This window comes from Acinetobacter sp. C32I, assembly GCF_023702715.1.
Classification (GTDB): Bacteria; Pseudomonadota; Gammaproteobacteria; order Pseudomonadales; family Moraxellaceae; genus Acinetobacter.
On the sequence record NZ_CP098480.1, the window covers coordinates 1,463,758 to 1,481,834 of the forward strand.

At 43.0% G+C, this 18,077-nt stretch carries 16 protein-coding genes; 6 read left to right on the forward strand and 10 right to left on the reverse strand.

What is annotated here, in order from left to right:
* The first annotated feature begins 244 nt into the window (after positions 1-244).
* Positions 245-1,258 carry an isopenicillin N synthase family dioxygenase gene (locus NDN13_RS07175; protein WP_251118187.1) on the forward strand — a complete coding sequence of 338 codons (1,014 nt, stop codon included), beginning with the start codon at positions 245-247 and terminating at the stop codon, positions 1,256-1,258.
* A 72-nt stretch (positions 1,259-1,330) separates the two neighbouring features.
* Here NDN13_RS07175 and NDN13_RS07180 read toward each other — a convergent pair whose 3' ends face one another.
* From NDN13_RS07180 to alc, 3 genes are all read right to left on the reverse strand, one after another.
* Positions 1,331-2,101, reverse strand: coding sequence for a hypothetical protein (locus tag NDN13_RS07180; RefSeq protein ID WP_251117740.1), 771 nt, complete (start codon positions 2,099-2,101; stop codon positions 1,331-1,333).
* Between the two features lie 149 nt (positions 2,102-2,250).
* Complete coding sequence (locus NDN13_RS07185; protein ID WP_251117741.1) at positions 2,251-2,787, reverse strand: ureidoglycolate lyase; 537 nt, start codon at positions 2,785-2,787, stop codon at positions 2,251-2,253.
* A gap of 199 nt (positions 2,788-2,986) precedes the next feature.
* Positions 2,987-4,000, reverse strand: a complete 1,014-nt coding sequence (gene alc, locus NDN13_RS07190; RefSeq protein ID WP_251117742.1) for an allantoicase — start codon at positions 3,998-4,000, stop codon at positions 2,987-2,989.
* Positions 4,001-4,164: 164 nt separating this feature from the next.
* Here alc and NDN13_RS07195 point away from each other — a divergent pair, with 164 nt between their 5' ends.
* The 4 genes from NDN13_RS07195 to NDN13_RS07210 all read left to right on the forward strand — a co-directional run bounded on the left by NDN13_RS07195 (position 4,165) and on the right by NDN13_RS07210 (position 7,584).
* Positions 4,165-4,881 (forward strand): FadR/GntR family transcriptional regulator, encoded by a 717-nt coding sequence (locus NDN13_RS07195; RefSeq protein WP_005204580.1) that lies wholly within the window; start codon positions 4,165-4,167, stop codon positions 4,879-4,881.
* Between the two features lie 182 nt (positions 4,882-5,063).
* Positions 5,064-6,221, forward strand: coding sequence for an FAD-dependent urate hydroxylase HpxO (gene hpxO, locus NDN13_RS07200; protein ID WP_251117743.1), 1,158 nt, complete (start codon positions 5,064-5,066; stop codon positions 6,219-6,221).
* Between the two features lie 405 nt (positions 6,222-6,626).
* Entirely contained in the window at positions 6,627-6,989 is a 363-nt protein-coding gene (locus NDN13_RS07205) for a YciI family protein (protein WP_251117744.1), read from the forward strand.
* 34 nt (positions 6,990-7,023) lie between these two features.
* Positions 7,024-7,584, forward strand: a complete 561-nt coding sequence (locus tag NDN13_RS07210) for a dihydrofolate reductase family protein (RefSeq protein ID WP_251117745.1) — start codon at positions 7,024-7,026, stop codon at positions 7,582-7,584.
* Positions 7,585-7,633: 49 nt separating this feature from the next.
* Here NDN13_RS07210 and NDN13_RS07215 read toward each other — a convergent pair whose 3' ends face one another.
* The 5 genes from NDN13_RS07215 to uraD form a co-directional block, all read right to left on the reverse strand.
* The gene (locus tag NDN13_RS07215) at positions 7,634-9,007 is read right to left on the reverse strand and encodes an 8-oxoguanine deaminase (RefSeq protein WP_251118188.1); all 1,374 of its coding nucleotides are present in this window, start codon (positions 9,005-9,007) and stop codon (positions 7,634-7,636) included.
* A 17-nt stretch (positions 9,008-9,024) separates the two neighbouring features.
* The gene (locus NDN13_RS07220; RefSeq protein WP_251117746.1) at positions 9,025-10,320 is read right to left on the reverse strand and encodes an OprD family outer membrane porin; all 1,296 of its coding nucleotides are present in this window, start codon (positions 10,318-10,320) and stop codon (positions 9,025-9,027) included.
* 199 nt (positions 10,321-10,519) lie between these two features.
* Entirely contained in the window at positions 10,520-11,887 is a 1,368-nt protein-coding gene (locus NDN13_RS07225) for a nucleobase:cation symporter-2 family protein (RefSeq protein WP_251117747.1), read from the reverse strand.
* 50 nt (positions 11,888-11,937) lie between these two features.
* Positions 11,938-12,273, reverse strand: coding sequence for a hydroxyisourate hydrolase (uraH, locus tag NDN13_RS07230; protein WP_251117748.1), 336 nt, complete (start codon positions 12,271-12,273; stop codon positions 11,938-11,940).
* Entirely contained in the window at positions 12,273-12,773 is a 501-nt protein-coding gene (uraD, locus tag NDN13_RS07235; protein WP_005204591.1) for a 2-oxo-4-hydroxy-4-carboxy-5-ureidoimidazoline decarboxylase, read from the reverse strand. Before uraD ends, uraH begins: the two co-directional genes overlap by 1 nt.
* Positions 12,774-13,121: 348 nt before the next feature.
* On the opposite strand from uraD, the gene NDN13_RS07240 reads away from it, so the two are divergent.
* Positions 13,122-14,246: a linear amide C-N hydrolase gene (locus NDN13_RS07240; protein WP_251117749.1), complete on the forward strand. Its 1,125-nt coding sequence runs from the start codon at positions 13,122-13,124 to the stop codon at positions 14,244-14,246.
* Positions 14,247-14,307: 61 nt separating this feature from the next.
* Here NDN13_RS07240 and NDN13_RS07245 read toward each other — a convergent pair whose 3' ends face one another.
* Both NDN13_RS07245 and NDN13_RS07250 read right to left on the reverse strand, forming a co-directional pair.
* Positions 14,308-16,731, reverse strand: coding sequence for a glucose/quinate/shikimate family membrane-bound PQQ-dependent dehydrogenase (locus NDN13_RS07245; RefSeq protein ID WP_251117750.1), 2,424 nt, complete (start codon positions 16,729-16,731; stop codon positions 14,308-14,310).
* A gap of 16 nt (positions 16,732-16,747) precedes the next feature.
* Positions 16,748-18,076 (reverse strand): carbohydrate porin, encoded by a 1,329-nt coding sequence (locus NDN13_RS07250; protein ID WP_251117751.1) that lies wholly within the window; start codon positions 18,074-18,076, stop codon positions 16,748-16,750.
* Between the last annotated feature and the right edge of the window lies 1 nt (position 18,077).

Sequence of the window (18,077 nt, forward strand, 5' to 3'; positions counted from 1 at the left end):
CTCATATTGACCTATTTCACTTTATAAACTGGCACAAAAAGTGCTTCATTCTTTCTGTCAGAGTAGAAGCGTTCAGCATAGTCAGTCACATCGACTGTTATGTGGGTCATTGCTCAGAAATCAGCTCACTTTTTTTTATAAGCTTTCTCCTATGGAAAAAGTGCAGCTCTTTTTTGAATGTGACCCCGTCTCTTTCAATCTATTTGATTGGGTCACGGTTTATCCAAAAGATGAGGTTGAAAATATGAATAGCGCCAATATGACGGCATTAGCTGAACAAGACTACAGCTTAGAAGAACTGCAAAAAGAAGCTCGTATGGGAGCTTTGGGTCAAGAAACATTTAAACGCGAAGTTCGGGTGATTGATTTATCAGACTTTGAACAACGTAAGTATGAAATCGCGGAGCAGCTTTGGGCCGCTGCTACTGATATCGGTTTTTTTCAGGTCTCGCATCATGGTATTCCACTTGAGCAAATCCAAACTGCATTTGACATGACACAACAGTTTTTTGCTCTACCTGAACCTGTCAAAGCACGCTACCCACTTAATCGAAATGCAGGTTGGGAAAGTAAGGCTCAAGTTCGTCCATCAACCAGTACCCCAGACCAGAAAGAATCCTACCAAATCACTCGCCCACGTATGGATGGACTTTATCCAACCGAGCAAGAGCTGCCTGACTTTAAAAATACCATGCTTGAATTTGAACAAGCGTGTTGGCACGTGGGTATGAAAATACTCTCCTGTTTTGCTTATAAACTGGGTTTTGCAGATAACTTTTTTAGCCTTGCTCATGATCCTGAACAAGACAGCTATCAAAGCACTTTAAGAATGTTGCATTACTATGCTATTGATCCTGCTCTGAAAGATCAATTAGGTCTATGGCGTGCAGGTGCACATACCGATTTTGATTGTTTAACCTTATTGTTTCAACGTAACGGTCAAGGTGGTCTGCAAGTGTGCCCAGGTAAAGATATGGAGCAACAACAATGGACCAGTATCGAACCGCGGGATGATGTGATCACTTGTAATATCGGCGATATGTTAATGCGTTGGAGTGATGATCAATTACCTTCTAATTTCCACCGAGTCAAAAATCCGGAAGCAGATGAATACCAAGGAGCACGTTATAGCCTCGCCTTCTTCTGCCAAGCCAATGAAGATGTGCTAATTGAAAGCCCACAAAAGAAATATCCAGCAATTACAGCCAAGGAATATTTAAAACAAAGAATTAGTGCGAATTTTAAAGGGAAATACTAATCGTTGATTCAGTGTAGACAGAGGCAAATCGTCTCTGTCTGCTATTAAAAAATTATCGATTTATTTTTCCGTTTATGATCTTTTCCGTGATCTCTTCTTGGTTCTTTTAGGTACCACTTTTTGGGGAATATTCATTTTTCCAGTGCCTAATCCTCGGAAAAAATAGTTAACAAGATAAATGAATAAAAATCCGAAATAGAAAAATGGGAATATGGTAAAGACACTAAAAGTACTTTCCCAAAAAAGTACACCAATCCGATAATTATAACCTAACTGAATAAGCGCACCTTTACGGCTACCATCCTGAAAGGAGATATTATCCAAAAGAAAATGGATCAGACCCATTAAAAAACAAAAGAAAAACATCCCTGAAACAATCGTTTTTTTTATTAATGGTTTCTCCAGCCATGGGTGTTTCTTCGATGCATCAAACTCAGCTTGAAAGAATTTACTATAAATTTTTTCCTGAAACGCCTTGTTCACCCCCACTCTCTTAATAAATAAAAAACATAGGTAAAAACCGAAGATAAAAGCTACAACAGTACAATAAATACTTGAAAGAATAGTAAAAAATGGTAGAGGGCCTTTGATTCCCACCGTAATCAACATGTGCTCTGTGATATAACGATAAATCTCGTACTGCCACTGATTGCGTGGATATGCTGGAAATAAAAATAACGGTAAAATGAATACAATAATCAAAAGGCTAATATGTATTTTCGCTTGTCTTTTTTCTTTAGCTCGTTGTTCAAGTGCCAAACGTCTTTGTTCTAATTTTTCTTGCTTCTTTTGCTTTGTGTGCTGCTCAAGCAATTCTCTTGCTACATAACGTTTTGTTGACATAGAAAATCAATATTTATGTTTTATATAAAAATCTTAATTAGAAAATAATAAAGATACGCGAATATTCATAGGATCGAGAATTCTAAATTAAAATGAGCAACCTTCCAATATTATAAAGTACATATCTTCTTTTTATAAAACTTGTACAGTCAGAGATTGACGATCTCTGACTGTACTAAAGCTTCAGTGATCCAGCACGGTTGAGATAAATGATGGACATCACAATTACTGCCGCCACCAATCCGATCTACGACCAGAAAATCACTACGTGCTTCCAAAGTAATTAAAGGATGATGCCATACCCCTTGATGGTAGGTAATTCCCTGCTGCCCATTGCTGATAAAAGCTTGAATCCGTTGCTCATCAGGTCGCGTTTGATCAAAAGGCAACGCCACAACAACAATAAACTTCTGTTGCTGCAATGGAATAAAAGACTGTGAACCATAAGGATGTCGTTCCAACATCTCAATCTGAAATGGAATGGGAGTTGCAAACAGATTATGAAAAATACTCATCCCTACGGCGACCTGATCGCCTGACACCTGTGCCAGAGATAAGGCGTGATAGCGTTCAGTGAGTCCCTGATTAATCGGAATAAAGTCTTTGTTGCTCTTTTCAATCACATCCCCAAAAGCAGCAAAACTGTCTTGAGTTAAAAGTCGAATTTCAATATTTTTTTCATGCATAGGTTGATTCTCTTTAAATCAGTTGCATCGCGTGAGCAACACTGTCGCGCAAGACAACTTTTGTGCTGTTACTTTATTTTGCTTAAAAATTACTACAGGTTATGCAATCAAATTAAAATCAAAAGCTCAAAAACCAATGGCTGCGCCATTGGTTTTTGAGGGTGTGCTAAGGGGCTTCGCCCCTTAAATCCCTGAAAAATCATTTTGCAACCAGTGCCGCTTTCCCCCATAAACGAATCCGACTAATCCCACCATCAGGAATCATATTGACGCGGATATAATTCACTTTTTGATGTTGAAGCACTTCTGCAACATACTCATGAATATTGTCCATGGTCAAAGGCTGCTGTTCCAACAAAAAAGGCCAGAACATACTCTGCGGAATAAGTTGCACATCGGTTGCATCTTCAACATAAGCAGCTTGAATCGAACAAAATGCAGGAAAATTCCCTTTAAAATAGGCGGTATCTACGTCAATTTTTTCAATCTGCCCTGTTTGTCCCAAAGCAATAATGCACCAATCAAAACCAGGGGCACGGCGACGTTTGGTCTCCCAACCATCGCCCATATTTAAGCCGCGATCAGGGCTAAGCAGATTATTCGGATGGCCAAAATGCGCATCGCTAAAGGCCACAATACGCCCACCATTTTTTAAACCAATTAAATCCATCTGCTGGGTTGTATCAACATTTTCGAGCAGCACACGGCCATAGGCTCTTAAACGTGCGATCCCACCATCAGGGAAAATATTAATGCGAATATGGGTAATTTTCTGAGCGGTGCAGTCGAAAAAATGATGCTGGTCTGGAGATAAAACTGAGTTTTCTAATAACGTCGTCCAAGTGATACCTTCCAATTGATTATCTGGTGCATAACAGCCCTCAATGGAAGCAGAGGCTGGATAATTGCCTGTAAAGAATGAGGTATCAATATCAAATCCAGATATAGTCCCTGTCACACCTAAACGAACGATACACCAATCATAACCAGACTCACGCTTACGTCGCGTTTCCCATCCATCCATCCATTTGCCATTGTCATCATATTTTCCTTCAATGAATTGAGCGGGTGTGCTTTGCAACATTCTTGCCGCTTCTGCAAAAAACTCATCGGAACAACTTATGATAGTTGCACCAATTCTGGCATCAGCAAGATTGGTTAACGCCTGCAAATGGGTCGGTAAAGCTACGGTTTTAGCAACATGCACTGTCATTGATCATTCCTGAAGGTTTCATTTCTATTCTATTATGCAAGATCCAGTCCAACTGGTCTGACCTGTTATTAAAAATATAGCTATTTTTAAGCAACAGCGCCAACAAAAAGATAAATTTTGTGTAGAATCAAACTGTTTATTTTTATATTTAAGGTGCGTTGCTGATGAGTCCACAAGCTATGCTCAATGGAAAATCCTCTCAGGTGACTGAGCAAGCGGTGGAAGTAATTCATCAACGCATTCAACAAAATACTTATGCAGTCGGTTCTGCCTTACCCTCGCAACGTGATCTTGCCCTCCAGTTGGGAATCAGCCGTGCTTCTTTACGTGAGGCATTAACTCGTCTTGCCGCTTTAGGATTGTTGGAAATCAAGGCGGGGAAAGGGGTTTATGTGATTTCACAACATAGCCAAGCCGCAGAACAATGGGATGGCGAGCACCGTGTTTCGCTTAAAGATTTCTATCAATTACGCTATGTATTGGAAGGTTTCTGTGCCCTGCTTGCATGTGAATACTTAACCGAAGAGGATAAGTCGACCCTCCAGCAACACTACCAATCACTTGCCAGTGCAATCAAACAACAGAACTGGCAAGCAGCCTCTGAATTTGACTACGCTTTTCATCAGCACATTATTGAACTTAGTCATAATCAATCAATTATTCAAACACTTAAAATGCATACTGAATGGATTAAAAAAAGCCAGATCCTGCCTTTCGTTCAACCTAATCTGGCATTTAAAACCATTCAAGAACATGAATTAATTCTGCAAGCCTTATTTAATCAGGATGCAGCGGCGGCTGAAAAAGCCATGCAAGCGCATATTATTGGTGCTGCACAACGGGCGGGTGTGTACTTTTCTCGACATAACAGCTCAATCTAAGCACGAAAATTAAATCTGCACCACTTTGCCCCATGCTTTGAACCACATCAATGCAACCTTTCTATTTTTGCTTTTTAATAAAGCAAATTATCTGGTATGACCAGTAAAACCAGTTGCTAAAATTGGCACACTTCTCGCTTAGAACTGTTTAGAAACTTATTTATATATTTAGGGTCTGAACGATGAATATTGCGATTGTAGGTGCAGGTATGGGCGGTTTGACTGCTGGTATCGCTTTAAAAAAATTTGGTCATCAGGTCACGATCTATGAACAAGCTGCCGAAATCTTACCCGTCGGTGCCGCTATTTCACTGTGGTCAAATGGGGTTAAGTGCCTCAACTATTTGGGCTTAACCGATCAAATTCAGGCGCTTGGTGGACAAATGGAATCTTTGGCTTATGTGGATGGACTGAGCCAACAAACCATGACCCAATTTAGCTTATCACCTTTATATAAAGAAGTCGGGCAACGAGCTTACCCCGTCGCCCGAGCAGATCTACAACAATTATTAATGCAGCAATTTGGTCTGGAAGATATCAAACTAGGCATGAAAATGACGGCGATTGAAAGCCATCAAGATGATGTCACCCTTCATTTTCAGGATGGTTCACAAATTAGAGCTGATTTGTTGATTGGTGCAGATGGCACACATTCGCTCACCCGACAATTTGTCCTCGGTTATCAAGTTGAACGTCGCTATGCAGGTTATGTAAATTGGAACGGTTTGGTTGATATTGATGAAGCGATTGCACCTGCCATGCAGTGGACAACGTATATTGGTGAAGGTAAACGTGTGTCACTGATGCCTGTTGCCCAAAATCGTTTTTATTTTTTCTTTGACGTCCCTTTAGTGGCTGGACTGGCCAATCAACGTGAACAGTATAAGCAAGACCTCAAATCCCATTTCAGCGGCTGGTGTGAACCTGTACAAAAACTGATTGAAGCTTTAGATGAGCAAAAAACCAATCGTGTTGAAATTCATGACATTGAACCTTTTATGGATTTTTATAAAGGGCGTGTGGTGCTACTCGGTGATGCAGCGCATAGCACCACCCCAGATATCGGACAAGGCGGCTGCCAAGCCATGGAAGATGCGATTTATCTCGCTCGTGCCTTACAAATCAATACCTTTGGTTTAGAGGATGCACTGGCACGCTATCAAAATAAGCGCAATGATCGTACCAAAGAAATGGTGCTCCGAGCACGTAAGCGTTGCGATATCACCCATATGAAAGATCCACAGGTGACTGAAGAATGGTATCAATCGCTGTATCAGGAACAAGGCTCACATATCATGCAAGGCATCATCAGTAATATTATCGGCAATCCACTGGATTGAGCTTTCTCTCCAAAGCACGCTTGTATTTTAGGCTTTTTATTTCTACAAACAGCTTAAGGAAGCTTTGAATAATATCCACCTAGTAAGTGCAATTTAGATAAGGGGTTCAAGGAGCGAAGCTCCTGAGACTGGGGCAGCGAAGCACTGCTGCGTAAGTATGGTTTTTTGCCCTTCCCAAAAAACAATCACTTAATAAATGAAACTCCATCAAAAGCCAAAACTCTTGTGCAGCAGTGCTGCTCATTCGCGAAAAAATTGGGCCCTTGAAACTACATGCCCAATTGCATACCATCTTAATGAGTTGAGATAGTAAAGGATGCTCGACCTCCATTGTACTTAATCTTAATTATGAAGTGCAATGTGTGAAGTTGTTGCTCGCTTCTGCACCGCGAAAAGGAGATAACCATGGCTCGATTTTTAGCAATCTACATTGGAACTGCAACCGCGAAGGAAAAGAGTGACTGGAATGCAATGGACTCAATTACGCGCCAAACTCGCGAACAAGAGGCAATGGCAGCTTGGGGCCAATGGATGCAAGACCACCAAACAGCCATAGTCGACCCCGGTACTCCTATCGGCGCGACGAAGCGCGTTTCGTCCAAAGGAATCGAGAATACAAGTAATCACATTACTGGTTACGTGCTCATCGAGGCGGCATCTCATATGGATGCTGCTGAACTATTTATGAGCCATCCACACTTTTCCTTGTTTCCAGGTGATTCTGTTGAAATTATGGAATGCCTTCCAATGCCCAGCGGTGACACCTAACAATTCATTCGAGCATTAGCTGGAGACTTACTACATGGGACTTTTGACCTTCTGTATCAACGTCACCTTGGATGGCTGCATCGACCATCAGGAGGGGATCGCTGACGACGAGACCCACGCCTTTTTTACCCGCCTTATGGACGATAACGGGGCCATGTTATGGGGCCGCGTTACCTACGAGATGATGGAGAGCTACTGGCCAGCGGTCGCTCGCGGTAACGTGGAGGCACCCTCAGCAGTGCGTGAGTGGGCCATCAAACTGGAGACCAAACCAAAGTACGTGGTGTCATCCGTGCGAAAGAACTTCCCGTGGACCAATAGCCACCACATCGCTGGCGACCTACGTACCAGTGTACAGAAACTTAAAGATACGATCCCGAATGGTGTGCTTCTAGGTAGTGGTAAGCTTGCGACCGAGCTAGACCAGTTGGATCTAATTGACGAGTACAAGTTTCTTATCCATCCCAGAATCGCTGGACACGGCCCGACCCTTTATCAAAATGGATTGCCTAGCACGCGACGACTCGAGTTGGTGTCAGCAAAACCGCTTTGCAATGGCGCAATCGCCGTCCACTATCGGCGAGAGCGCGACTAACAATTCACTCAATCCATCAGAACACCGATATAAAATCAACAACGGCTTATTAAGCCGCCAATAAGGCTTTTGCTGCGGCACGATGTTTTGCTTTCAGTTCATCTAAATCAAGCCCCTGAATCTCGCCATGTTTGACTTGCCACTGGCCTGCAACCATCACATGTTCTGCTTTATCTGCACCACACAAGAGTAAGGCTGCAATCGGGTCATGACTGCCGGAGAATTTCAATTCATCGAGTTTATAACAGGCCAAATCGGCTTGAAAGTCAGGTGCAAATTGTCCTAAATGCTGTCCACGCCCTAATAGCTGCGCGGAACCATGGGTTCCCCAATGCAAGGCCAGTTCAGGAGTAATCCGTTCAGCACCGTATTTTAAACGCTGTAAATACATGGCCTGACGAACTTCCAGAATTAAATTTGAAGCATCTCCAGAGGCAGAACCATCAACCCCCAAACCCACCTTGGCACCTGCCTGCATTAAATCGAGAGTCGGACAAATCCCTGAGGCGAGGCGCATATTGGAATGGGGACAATGACAAATCCCTACACCCGCCTGCCCTAAACGCTGAATTTCATCCGCATTAAAATGAATACCATGCGCCAACCAAGTCCGTTCATTCAGCCAACCCACGTGTTCTAAATAATCCACCGTACGCATGCCAAACTTTTCCAGACAGAAGCTTTCCTCATCCAAGGTTTCTGCAAGGTGTGTATGCAATCTGACATCCAGTGTCTGGGCAAGTTGCGCGCTTTCTCGCATAATCTCCTGTGTGACCGAAAAGGGTGAGCATGGGGCCAAGGCAATATTGACCATGCCGTTATCCCCCCGTTGATGATATTTCTGCACCAAGCGTTCACTGTCCCTTAAAATGACCTCCATACTTTGCACAGTATGCTGTGGCGGTAAACCACCCTGTTCTTGTCCGAGACTCATCGAACCACGGGTTAACATCACCCGCATTCCCAATTGCTGCGCGGCATTAACTTGAATATCAATCGCATCGGTCAATTGTTGCGGGAATAAATAATGATGATCCGCAGCAAAGGTACAGCCCGATAACAACAACTCGGCCAAAGCCACTTGAGTCGCAACATGTAACTGTTCTGGATTTAGACGTGCCCATACTGGGTACAGATTAACTAACCATGGAAATAAAGGTAGATTAACCACAGGTGCCCAAGCCCGAGTCAAGGTTTGATAAAAATGATGATGGCTATTCACCAACCCAGGAATCACCACCAAATTTTTGGCATCGAATATGTCATCACATGGCAAACTCGGTTGCTGATCCTTTGCCAATACCTCGATGATTTTATTATTTTCAATCACCAAGCCATTACTCGCATCGAGTTGATTCGCGGTATAAATTGCAAGTGGTTGTTTAATCCAGATTCTTGAACGGCTATTTAAGCTGGCCATCATTGTCATTACCTCGTCCTTTAAAATTTGTAGCTCAGTGCAAAACGGTTTTGTAAAAAATTCTTGTCATAGCGCGGAGAAGTCTGAATCCCTGCAAAATTACTGACACTAAAACCTTTCAAAGCACCCGTGAAGTTATAAATGCCGAACAGCATGTATTCAGATTGTTTTCGACTGGCGACATTTTCAGCCTCTTTTAAATCCATAAATGAATAACGTGCTCCTGCAATCACTTGATCTGTCAGTTTGCCCTCCAAAGACAGCATCAAGGCATTGCCCGCACCTAGATCTTGGGTACTGGTAAAAAAAGGTTGTGCAAAAATTTCACCAGACGATGTCTGACTGGCATAAGGCATGAGCAGCGCCCCATTTAAATAGCTGTTCTGATCGGGCTTAATATAGTTATAGGCCAGCTTCAAAGTGGCAGCGGGTAAAACCTTAAACGCAGCTTGGACACCCCAAACCTGACTATTGACCTCGCCTGCAAGTGCCTTGCCCTGATCCTTGCCAGACATATATTGCAGTGAAAACTCAGGAGCATAATTCAATTTTGGAAATGCCAGATCCGCTTGGGTATAGATCAAACGCAGATAATCATCATAATCCTGATACCACAGTTGTGTTTTCAGGGTCTTATCATCCGCTAGTGCAAAGCGTTTCCCGACACCAATCGACCAAACGCCATCGGTTTGCAATTTTGAATTTTGACGCGAGCTTTTGGTGAACTCATCTTCTGCATAACTTTTATATTTATTCACTTTGGTTAGACGCAGGAAATCATTGTTATTCCCGATCTGTATATCCGCAGCTTGATATAAGAACATCAAGACACGGCGGTCCGCATAATCACCCATAAAAGGCAAATTGAGACGCTGATTCCCGACGGTCACACGAGCCAAATCATTTTTCCACGTCAAATAGGCTTCTGCTAAACCATCACGATCTTCTTTTAATTCAGAGACTTCATCATTTTTGTTTTTTTCATCTAAACGACGCTGAATATCATAGCCAATTCCTGCCTGTACCCCATAAAAAGGCGCTGTTTCATATTTGATATAGCCGCCAATCACTGCGGTATCTTGATTTAAATTATTCACAAAATAACCATTATTGAGTGAATAATAGGTAGACTTGACCACGCCATGCACATTGCCACAAGCAAATACAGCGGAAATCGATTCAATTGAATTGTCCTGAAGCTGACAATCTTGTTGCAGATTAAATAAAGCATTTAAGCTGGTATCGGCAGCCCATGCAGGTAGCGTTGTCCCCATAGCGACTGCGAAAGCAACCGATGTTAAGCGAATTTTTTGCATCGTTATCCCCTAGATCTTTGATCTAAAAATTGATTTAAAACGTTTAAAACCGACCTGCTGATACTTTAAAAATCGTGCTTTGCACTTTTTTAAAGCCAAAACTCCCCCAGACCTATTCAAAATTGAATAAGTGACGTCTAACGATGTGCAGGTAAAAAGCAGGATTCAGTTTGAATATTCAATTCTGAATCCGTGATGATTAATGCCCTGAATTTAAGGGCAAGCTTGCCACTTCCACAGATTTCTTAGTGAATGGAAGATGATTGAAAATGATATTGAGTAGAATTGCAGTAATACAGGTCGAACTGATCCCAGAATGTAATAACATCTGCACAGAAACAGGGAATTGTGCATAAAACTCATGGTTTACAATCGGAATCATGCCAATCGCCAATGAGGTCGCGACAATAATCAAGTTCTTATGCTCGTTATAATCCACTTTCGCTAAAGTTCGAATTCCACTGGCAGCGACCGTTCCAAACAGGACAATCCCCGCTCCACCTAATACCGGCATCGGAATGGATGCGACTAAACGCCCCACAATCGGCAGTAAACCTAAAATAATCAGAATTCCGCCTGCAGTTGCCACCACAAATCGGCTTTTAATGCCAGTTATCGCCACCAGTCCCACATTCTGTGCAAATGCCGTTTGCATAAATGAACCAAAGATCGGTGAGATTGCACTCGATAACATATCTGCACGTAAGCCATCCCCAATCCGTTTCGAATCGACTTTGCTGCCCACGATTTCACCAATCGCAATAATATCTGCGGTGGTTTCCGTCATCACCACCAATGTCACAATCACCATGGAAAGAATGGCAGAAAACTCAAAGACAGGAGAACCAAAGTGAAAAAAGCTCGGCAAAGCAAAGATAGAGCCTGAACCAACATTGGAAAAATCAGTGAATCCTACAATATAAGCCAGTATTGTTCCCAACACAATCGCAATCAAAATCGCAAGCCGACGCAAGATTTGACTGCGTAACATACTAAAAATAATCACAATCGCTAAGGTCATTAATGCCAAACCGACATTGGCTGGATCCCCCCAGTTTTCAGCTTTAGGATTGCCACCCATAATCCAGCGGATTGCCACAGGCGTCAGCGAAATACCGATCATGGTAATCACACAACCCGCCACCACGGGTGGGAAAAAACGGATAATTTTTGCGAAAAATGGTGTAAGTAGCAGGCCAATAATCGACGCCACAATCACAGCGCCAAACGCCGAAGCTAAGCCACCACCTGTAGTCACAATGGCAAGAATGGTGGCAACCCCAGCGAAAGATACACCCTGAACAATCGGCAATTTCGCCCCAAAATGCTTGAAACCAACGGTTTGCAAAACGGTGGCAATTCCCCCAACAAATAATGCAGCCGCCACCAATAATCCAATTTCAGAGGCTTGCAAGCCCGCCGCAGCGCCAATAATTAACGGCGGTGCAATGATGCCGCCATACATGGTCAAGACATGCTGCAAACCATAAATGAGGTTTTTGTTCATGCCTAAATACTGATGTTCTGCTGATCCGTGAGCCTCACGGTCTAGGTTGTCTTGCTGCATGGGTTAATTCCTCACATTAAATTCATGATGTCCACATTGCTTGAGTTGGTTTAGCTGCCACGATAGGTTGAATATGAAAACGGACTGATTAATAACGGCACGTGATAATGCTGTTGAATATCAACGACCTTAAAATCAATACATACACGTGGATAAAAACTTTCAGTATTTAAAGCTTGAAAATAATCGGCAACTTCAAAAATTAATTGGTAATTGCTTTGCACAAATACATCGATGTTGAATGTTTTAATACGACCATCAGCATCGGTAACTTGTTGATCCAATAACTCGTAGCCTTGATCCATTTGTTGCAGTAATTTCACCAGAACCTTTGACGCAGGCTGACCCAGTGATGCATTTAAAATATGTGTGCTGATACCTGCCATTATTGAATCTCCTGATTTAAACGAAGCAATGCGATTTCACCCAATTGCTGCTTCACTTCGGCCTGCTCTTGCTCTGCTGTGTTTTTGAGTCTGCGTTGCAACTCAGACAATATCTGTTGCCCTGAACGACCTGCCGCACGAATCAGATAGATATGCCCAAATTTGTGCTCATAATCTAAATTGCCCTGATAAAGTGCCAGTTGCAGCACTGCATCAGTTTGGATCTGCCCTTGTTCTTGCTGAGAAAACTGCTGTTCTTTTTCAGACAACACCGCTGCCGCTTTTTTCTCGCCTATGCGTGGATGTTGCGCCAAGGCCGCAGAAATTTCAGGCCATTGCCAGGTTTGAGCTTGTGCAAGCGCAGTTTGATAAAGCTGTTCTTTAGAGCTGTAAGGACGTTGCTGCAGCAGTTCAGAAATCCAAGTGGGAATGTGCACACAGCCTTGCAAAACCCGTTGGGCCTCACCTGAATCGAGCTGATTGAATGTTTCGAGTTGCATCGCTGCTCCAAATTAACGCATTGTCTGACTGGTCAGACCAGATATCATAAATTAAGCAATGAATATGCCAACTATGTTCTCTGACTAGAGCTAGCTATTTTTTCTTTTTAATTTATTTAACCAATACAAATTTAATTATTAAAAATGAATAATCCATATTTTATTTACAAGCTATGTTAAAAAATAAAAATCACTCTTAGATATATAATAATTGACTATAAAAAATTCATCTGCTAGCTTTCCATATGCTCAAACGATCTTATATATTTAGAGCACTTACATAATAATTTAAGATCAAATAAAAACCAAAAACCATGATTTATTTTAATAATCAAAAGAGAAAATAATATGTGTACCGAATTTATTTTACCTCAAGCAACAGGCTATCGTATTTCTGGGCGTACTATGGATTTTGCCGCCACATTTACTTGGCAACTGGCTGCAATCCCATTGGCAACGTCCTTAAAGGCAATTGATAGCTTAAGTCCGAATACACCTGCTTATCACTGGACTGCAAAATATGGTTTTATGGGGATTGGGATTAAGCTCCCTTTAAATCTGCTTGATACCAAACTCTGCGATGCCATGAATACAGAAGGATTTTCGGCAGCCTCACTTTGGTTACCCCCTTCGCGTTATCCGAAAAAAGCCGACGCGCCACCAAATGCCAAACTCATTTCAGCTTTGGATATTTGTGGCTGGGCTGCGTCTAACTACAACTCAGTTGAAACCTTAAAAAAGGATTTATCTGCCATTCAACAAGGACAGCCGACTTCTCTGGGGGAGGTTTTATATTTTTGGGATCCGCTACAATTTTCTGAGCACAGCGAGTTTAATCACACGGATGAACTCAAAAACTTAATCCCGATTCATTTCCAGTTTCACGATAAAACGGGCGCAAGTCTGGTACTTGAGTTTCGTGATGGGCAATTGTCGATTACCGATAATAGCGATATTGGCGTCATGACCAATACCCCATTTATTGAATGGCACCGTACCAATTTAGAAAATTATCTGGGTGTCACCAATGTAGAAACAGACAGCCAAACCATCATTGGTCTCAATGTCAATAAAGCAGGTAATGGTGGTGGTTCGATTGGGCTTTCCTCTTCCGCATTGCCTTCAGATCGATTCCTGCGCACAGCATTTACACTGAATTATTCAATTCCTTGGCTCAACCAAGCGCAACGCCCAAGTAATACTGCTGCAATCGCCCATGCAATGAATGTCATTAAAGGCATTTATGTCACACGCGAACAATGCATTGACCAAAGTGGCAATATCAAAGGTGACTATACTCAATGGGAAATCGTTCGTGATCACAGCAATCAGGTTTTCTATATCGCAACAACCGCAAGCTTAGGGTTTTGGCAAGTTAACTTCTCAGATTATCAACTGGAACAAAATGCTCAACCACAATTTGCTGTAATTTCTGATGCTGTACAGATGCCTGTTTTAACTGCAGCAACTTAAAACTAAATCAATGAAAAACGGCAATCTCAATGATTGCCGTTTTGTTTATTTCAATTTCAGCTTAATTCAAACGATATGCAATCACATAATCACCATGATCAGGCGACTGACGTGCACCGCCCGCAGTAATCAGCACGTACTGTTTACCGTTTTTCGGAGATACATAGCTGATTGGTGTGCCTTGGCTACCTACAGGTAAACGCGCTTTCCACAACTCCTTACCCGAGGATGAATCCAATGCACGCAAGTAATAATCCTGAGTTGCAGCAAAGAATACTACCCCACCTTGAGTTGCCATTGGTCCACCAATGGTTGGCATTCCAATCGGTGCTTTAAGCCCCATTTTAATGCCCATCGGGCCCGTATCTTGCACGGTTCCCATTGGAACCTGCCATGCAATTTGACGGGTTTTCATATCAATTGCGGTCATGGTGCCATACGGTGGTTTTTGGCATGGAATATTCAACTTCGACCAGAAACGATCTTTGTTGACTTTATAAGGTGTACCTTTCATCGGTACTGCACCCATACCTGTATTGACTTTCTCTCCGCCATTGGCTTGAACAGCCAAGTCTTCTGGCGTTTGCTCAATCAACTGAATCCAAAGTCCTAAACGCATATCATTGACGAACATATACTGATGACTTGGATCAAAGGCAATGCTGCCCCAGTTCATGCCGCCCAACGAACCTGGGAAGCTCAAAGATTTATCGGTGCCTGGTGCAGTAAATAAGCCTTCATAACGCATCGATTTAAAGTTAATTCGGCACATCAACTGGTCAAATGGCGTTGCGCCCCACATATCCGATTCGGTTAAGGTTTGATTGCCAATCTGAGGCATTTCCACCGAACGAGGTTGAGTTGGGCTGTATTGCTCACCGTTGATATCAGCAGGTTTCACTGGCTGTTCAATCACTTTAGTGAGTGGTTGACCCGTTACACGATCCAGTACAAAGAACTGGCCTGATTTGGTGCCAATCACCACAGCAGGTTTATTGCTGCCATCTTGCATTGGGAAATCCACCAAGCTTGGTTGCATTGGCAAATCAAAATCCCAAAGGTCATTATGAACGGTCTGATAGACCCACTTTTCCTTACCTGTGGTTGCATCTAAAGCCAGAATAGAAGAATTATATTTATGGTCTAAAGGTTGACGATTACCGCCCCAGACATCAACAGATGAGCTACCCATTGGCAAGAATACTGTGTTCATTTGCGGATCATAAGACATGGCTGCCCAAGAGTTGGCAGAACTGCGCTTATAGGTTTCGCCTTCTTGTAACACATGGTTTGGATCTGGATTACGTGGATCAAAGGCCCAACGCAATTCACCTGTAATGACATCGTATGCACGAATCACTCCACCCGGCATATCGGCAGCAAAGTTATCCGCGATACGACTACCCACCACAATTACAGTTCCCGCAATAGTTGGCGCAGATGTCACCTCAAAACGTGGCGCAGTGGTGCCCTCACCTAGACCTTTCAGAAGATCTACTGTTCCTTCTACACCAAAATCTTTACAACGTTCGCCCGTATCTGCATTGACTGCGATTAAGCGACCATCTGGTGTATTGGTATAAACACGACGCAGACATGAGCTATTGTTTGCCACCACTTTTACAGGTGTCGCTCCCGCTAGAGTCGGCTGAACCAAGGCTTGGGTAGAATCAAAATAAGCAACCCCTCGACAACGCTCCCATGCATCCGACTTCGAGTTGACTTCGGCTTTCCAGAGTTGTTTACCTGAGTCTGCTTCCAAAGCAAAAATGTTGTTATGCGGGGTACATAGGTAAATCTTATTGCCTACCTGTAGCGGCGTCATTTGATCTTCTGCACCATTTCCCGAACCTGTGGTGAAATCACCCGTACGGAAACGCCAAACCTCTTTTAATTGGTGCACATTGTCCCGTGTGATCTGATCCAATGCAGCAAAACGGCTTCCACCTGCGTCCTGACCATAATGCTGCCAGTTGCTCTGCTTCATATCGGTTTTTACTGGAACCAAAGGCAAAGCCTGTCCAGAGGCTGCAACCGTTGGATGTGGCTGGAACATCTGATAAAAACCGATCACCATGCCGATAACCGTCAATATTCCCAAACCATAAGCAGGTAGATCAGCACTCGGTTGAAATTGATAACGACGGATGGCAGGTAAAGTAAACATCAGCGCGGCAAATAAACCTGCTGGGAACATCAGTCTTGAAAATAAAGGCCAGAACTCCCAACCTGCATCAATCAATGACCAGATGATCGTTCCTGCAAAAACCAGACTGAATAACCAGACACCCAATGCTTTTTTCTTAAAAATAAAAACAGCAGAGATGAGTGTGAATACACCTGAGATCAGGAAATACCATGATCCACCCAGCGTCGCGAGTTGAAACCCACCAACTGTAAAAAACAGTCCTGTCAGCAATAAAACCAACGCTAAAATAAAGCACCATATTTTGAGTATGGTATGTGAGCTTGAAGATTCAGACATCTGTCATACTCCTGTATTAGAAATTCACGCGCATGCTCAGGCCTGCAACCCATGCATCATCCACTTCTTTAACACCCGCAGGTTGATGGATATATTGCAGGTTCGGTCTTAACATCACCGCAGGTGACCACTGATAGCTATAGTTCAATTCGACATTGAGCTCATCACGCTGGACAGGAACATAATCGACTGCAAACGCATCGTATTGCTGATAACCGCGAGTTTCATTGAGCGCAATTTGACGATCTTTATAACGATCATTGACCAGGTAATTGGCAATACCAAAACCAATTGAGTCATTTGGACGACTATCAAAAGGTCCTTTGTACCAAAGTGCCAGTTGCTGCGTACTGTTGACTGCTGTAGTGGCTTTATCATTCACCACCGCATTGAAACTGACATACAAACCACGTTTTGGATCGTCACCTTTCTGGCTGAGTTGTTGTTGTGCATTGAGCCAGAAACTATGTTTACCATCATGTACTTTACCGACGGTCGCAATATCATTGGCTTCGGCTGTTGAATAGAGTGCCCCGATTTTATATTCGCCTGATAAGCCATTAAAGGCAGCAAGTTTTGGTCGCCATGCCAGTTCGACAGGAATTGTTGCCCCTTTGACATGGTCCATATCCAAATTAAAACCATCACGATTACGATCAGTTTTAACATTGTCTGGATTGACCTCATAGACACCTACACCCAGTGTCCATTCAGGTGCGAATTGATATTTAACATTGGCGCCCCACAATCCAACCGGTAAGTTGTACCAGATTGAACCAATCGATTTTCCAAGCTGACCGCCACACAGTAACAGGTTCTGGAATTCACATTGTGAGCCATTAAAATCTTCAGACATGCCCATACGGCCAATCTTGAACTGCACCGTGTTATCAACAAAGCCTTTTTTTACCCATGCCTGACTCAGGCGCCAGATTTTGCCGCGACCATAGATTTCCTGTGAATTGCCGAGTGCACTAGAACGAGGATCTTTAATTCGATCCAAGGTTAAGGCATTACCATCACGTTTGGAGATTAAAAGGCTGGCGCTGGTATCTTTCCAGCCTGCAATTTTCTCTAAATCGAAATTGGCGCCTAGCGACAGTTGTGCAGCATTTTTAAAAGCATTGTCATCGTTATAGCCGCCATCCAAGTTGGTGGCACTTTGACTCATGATCGAGGCCGTAAATTTATAGCCTTCTTTTTCCAATTGCTGACGCTGGCCATTCCAGTCACCGAGTAACCATTGGCGATCCTGTGACCATGGCTGATCGGCAAAACTAAATTGAGCAGCACATACCGCAACTGCCAGACAGCTCATTTTGAGCAATAATGCATTCGACTTCATA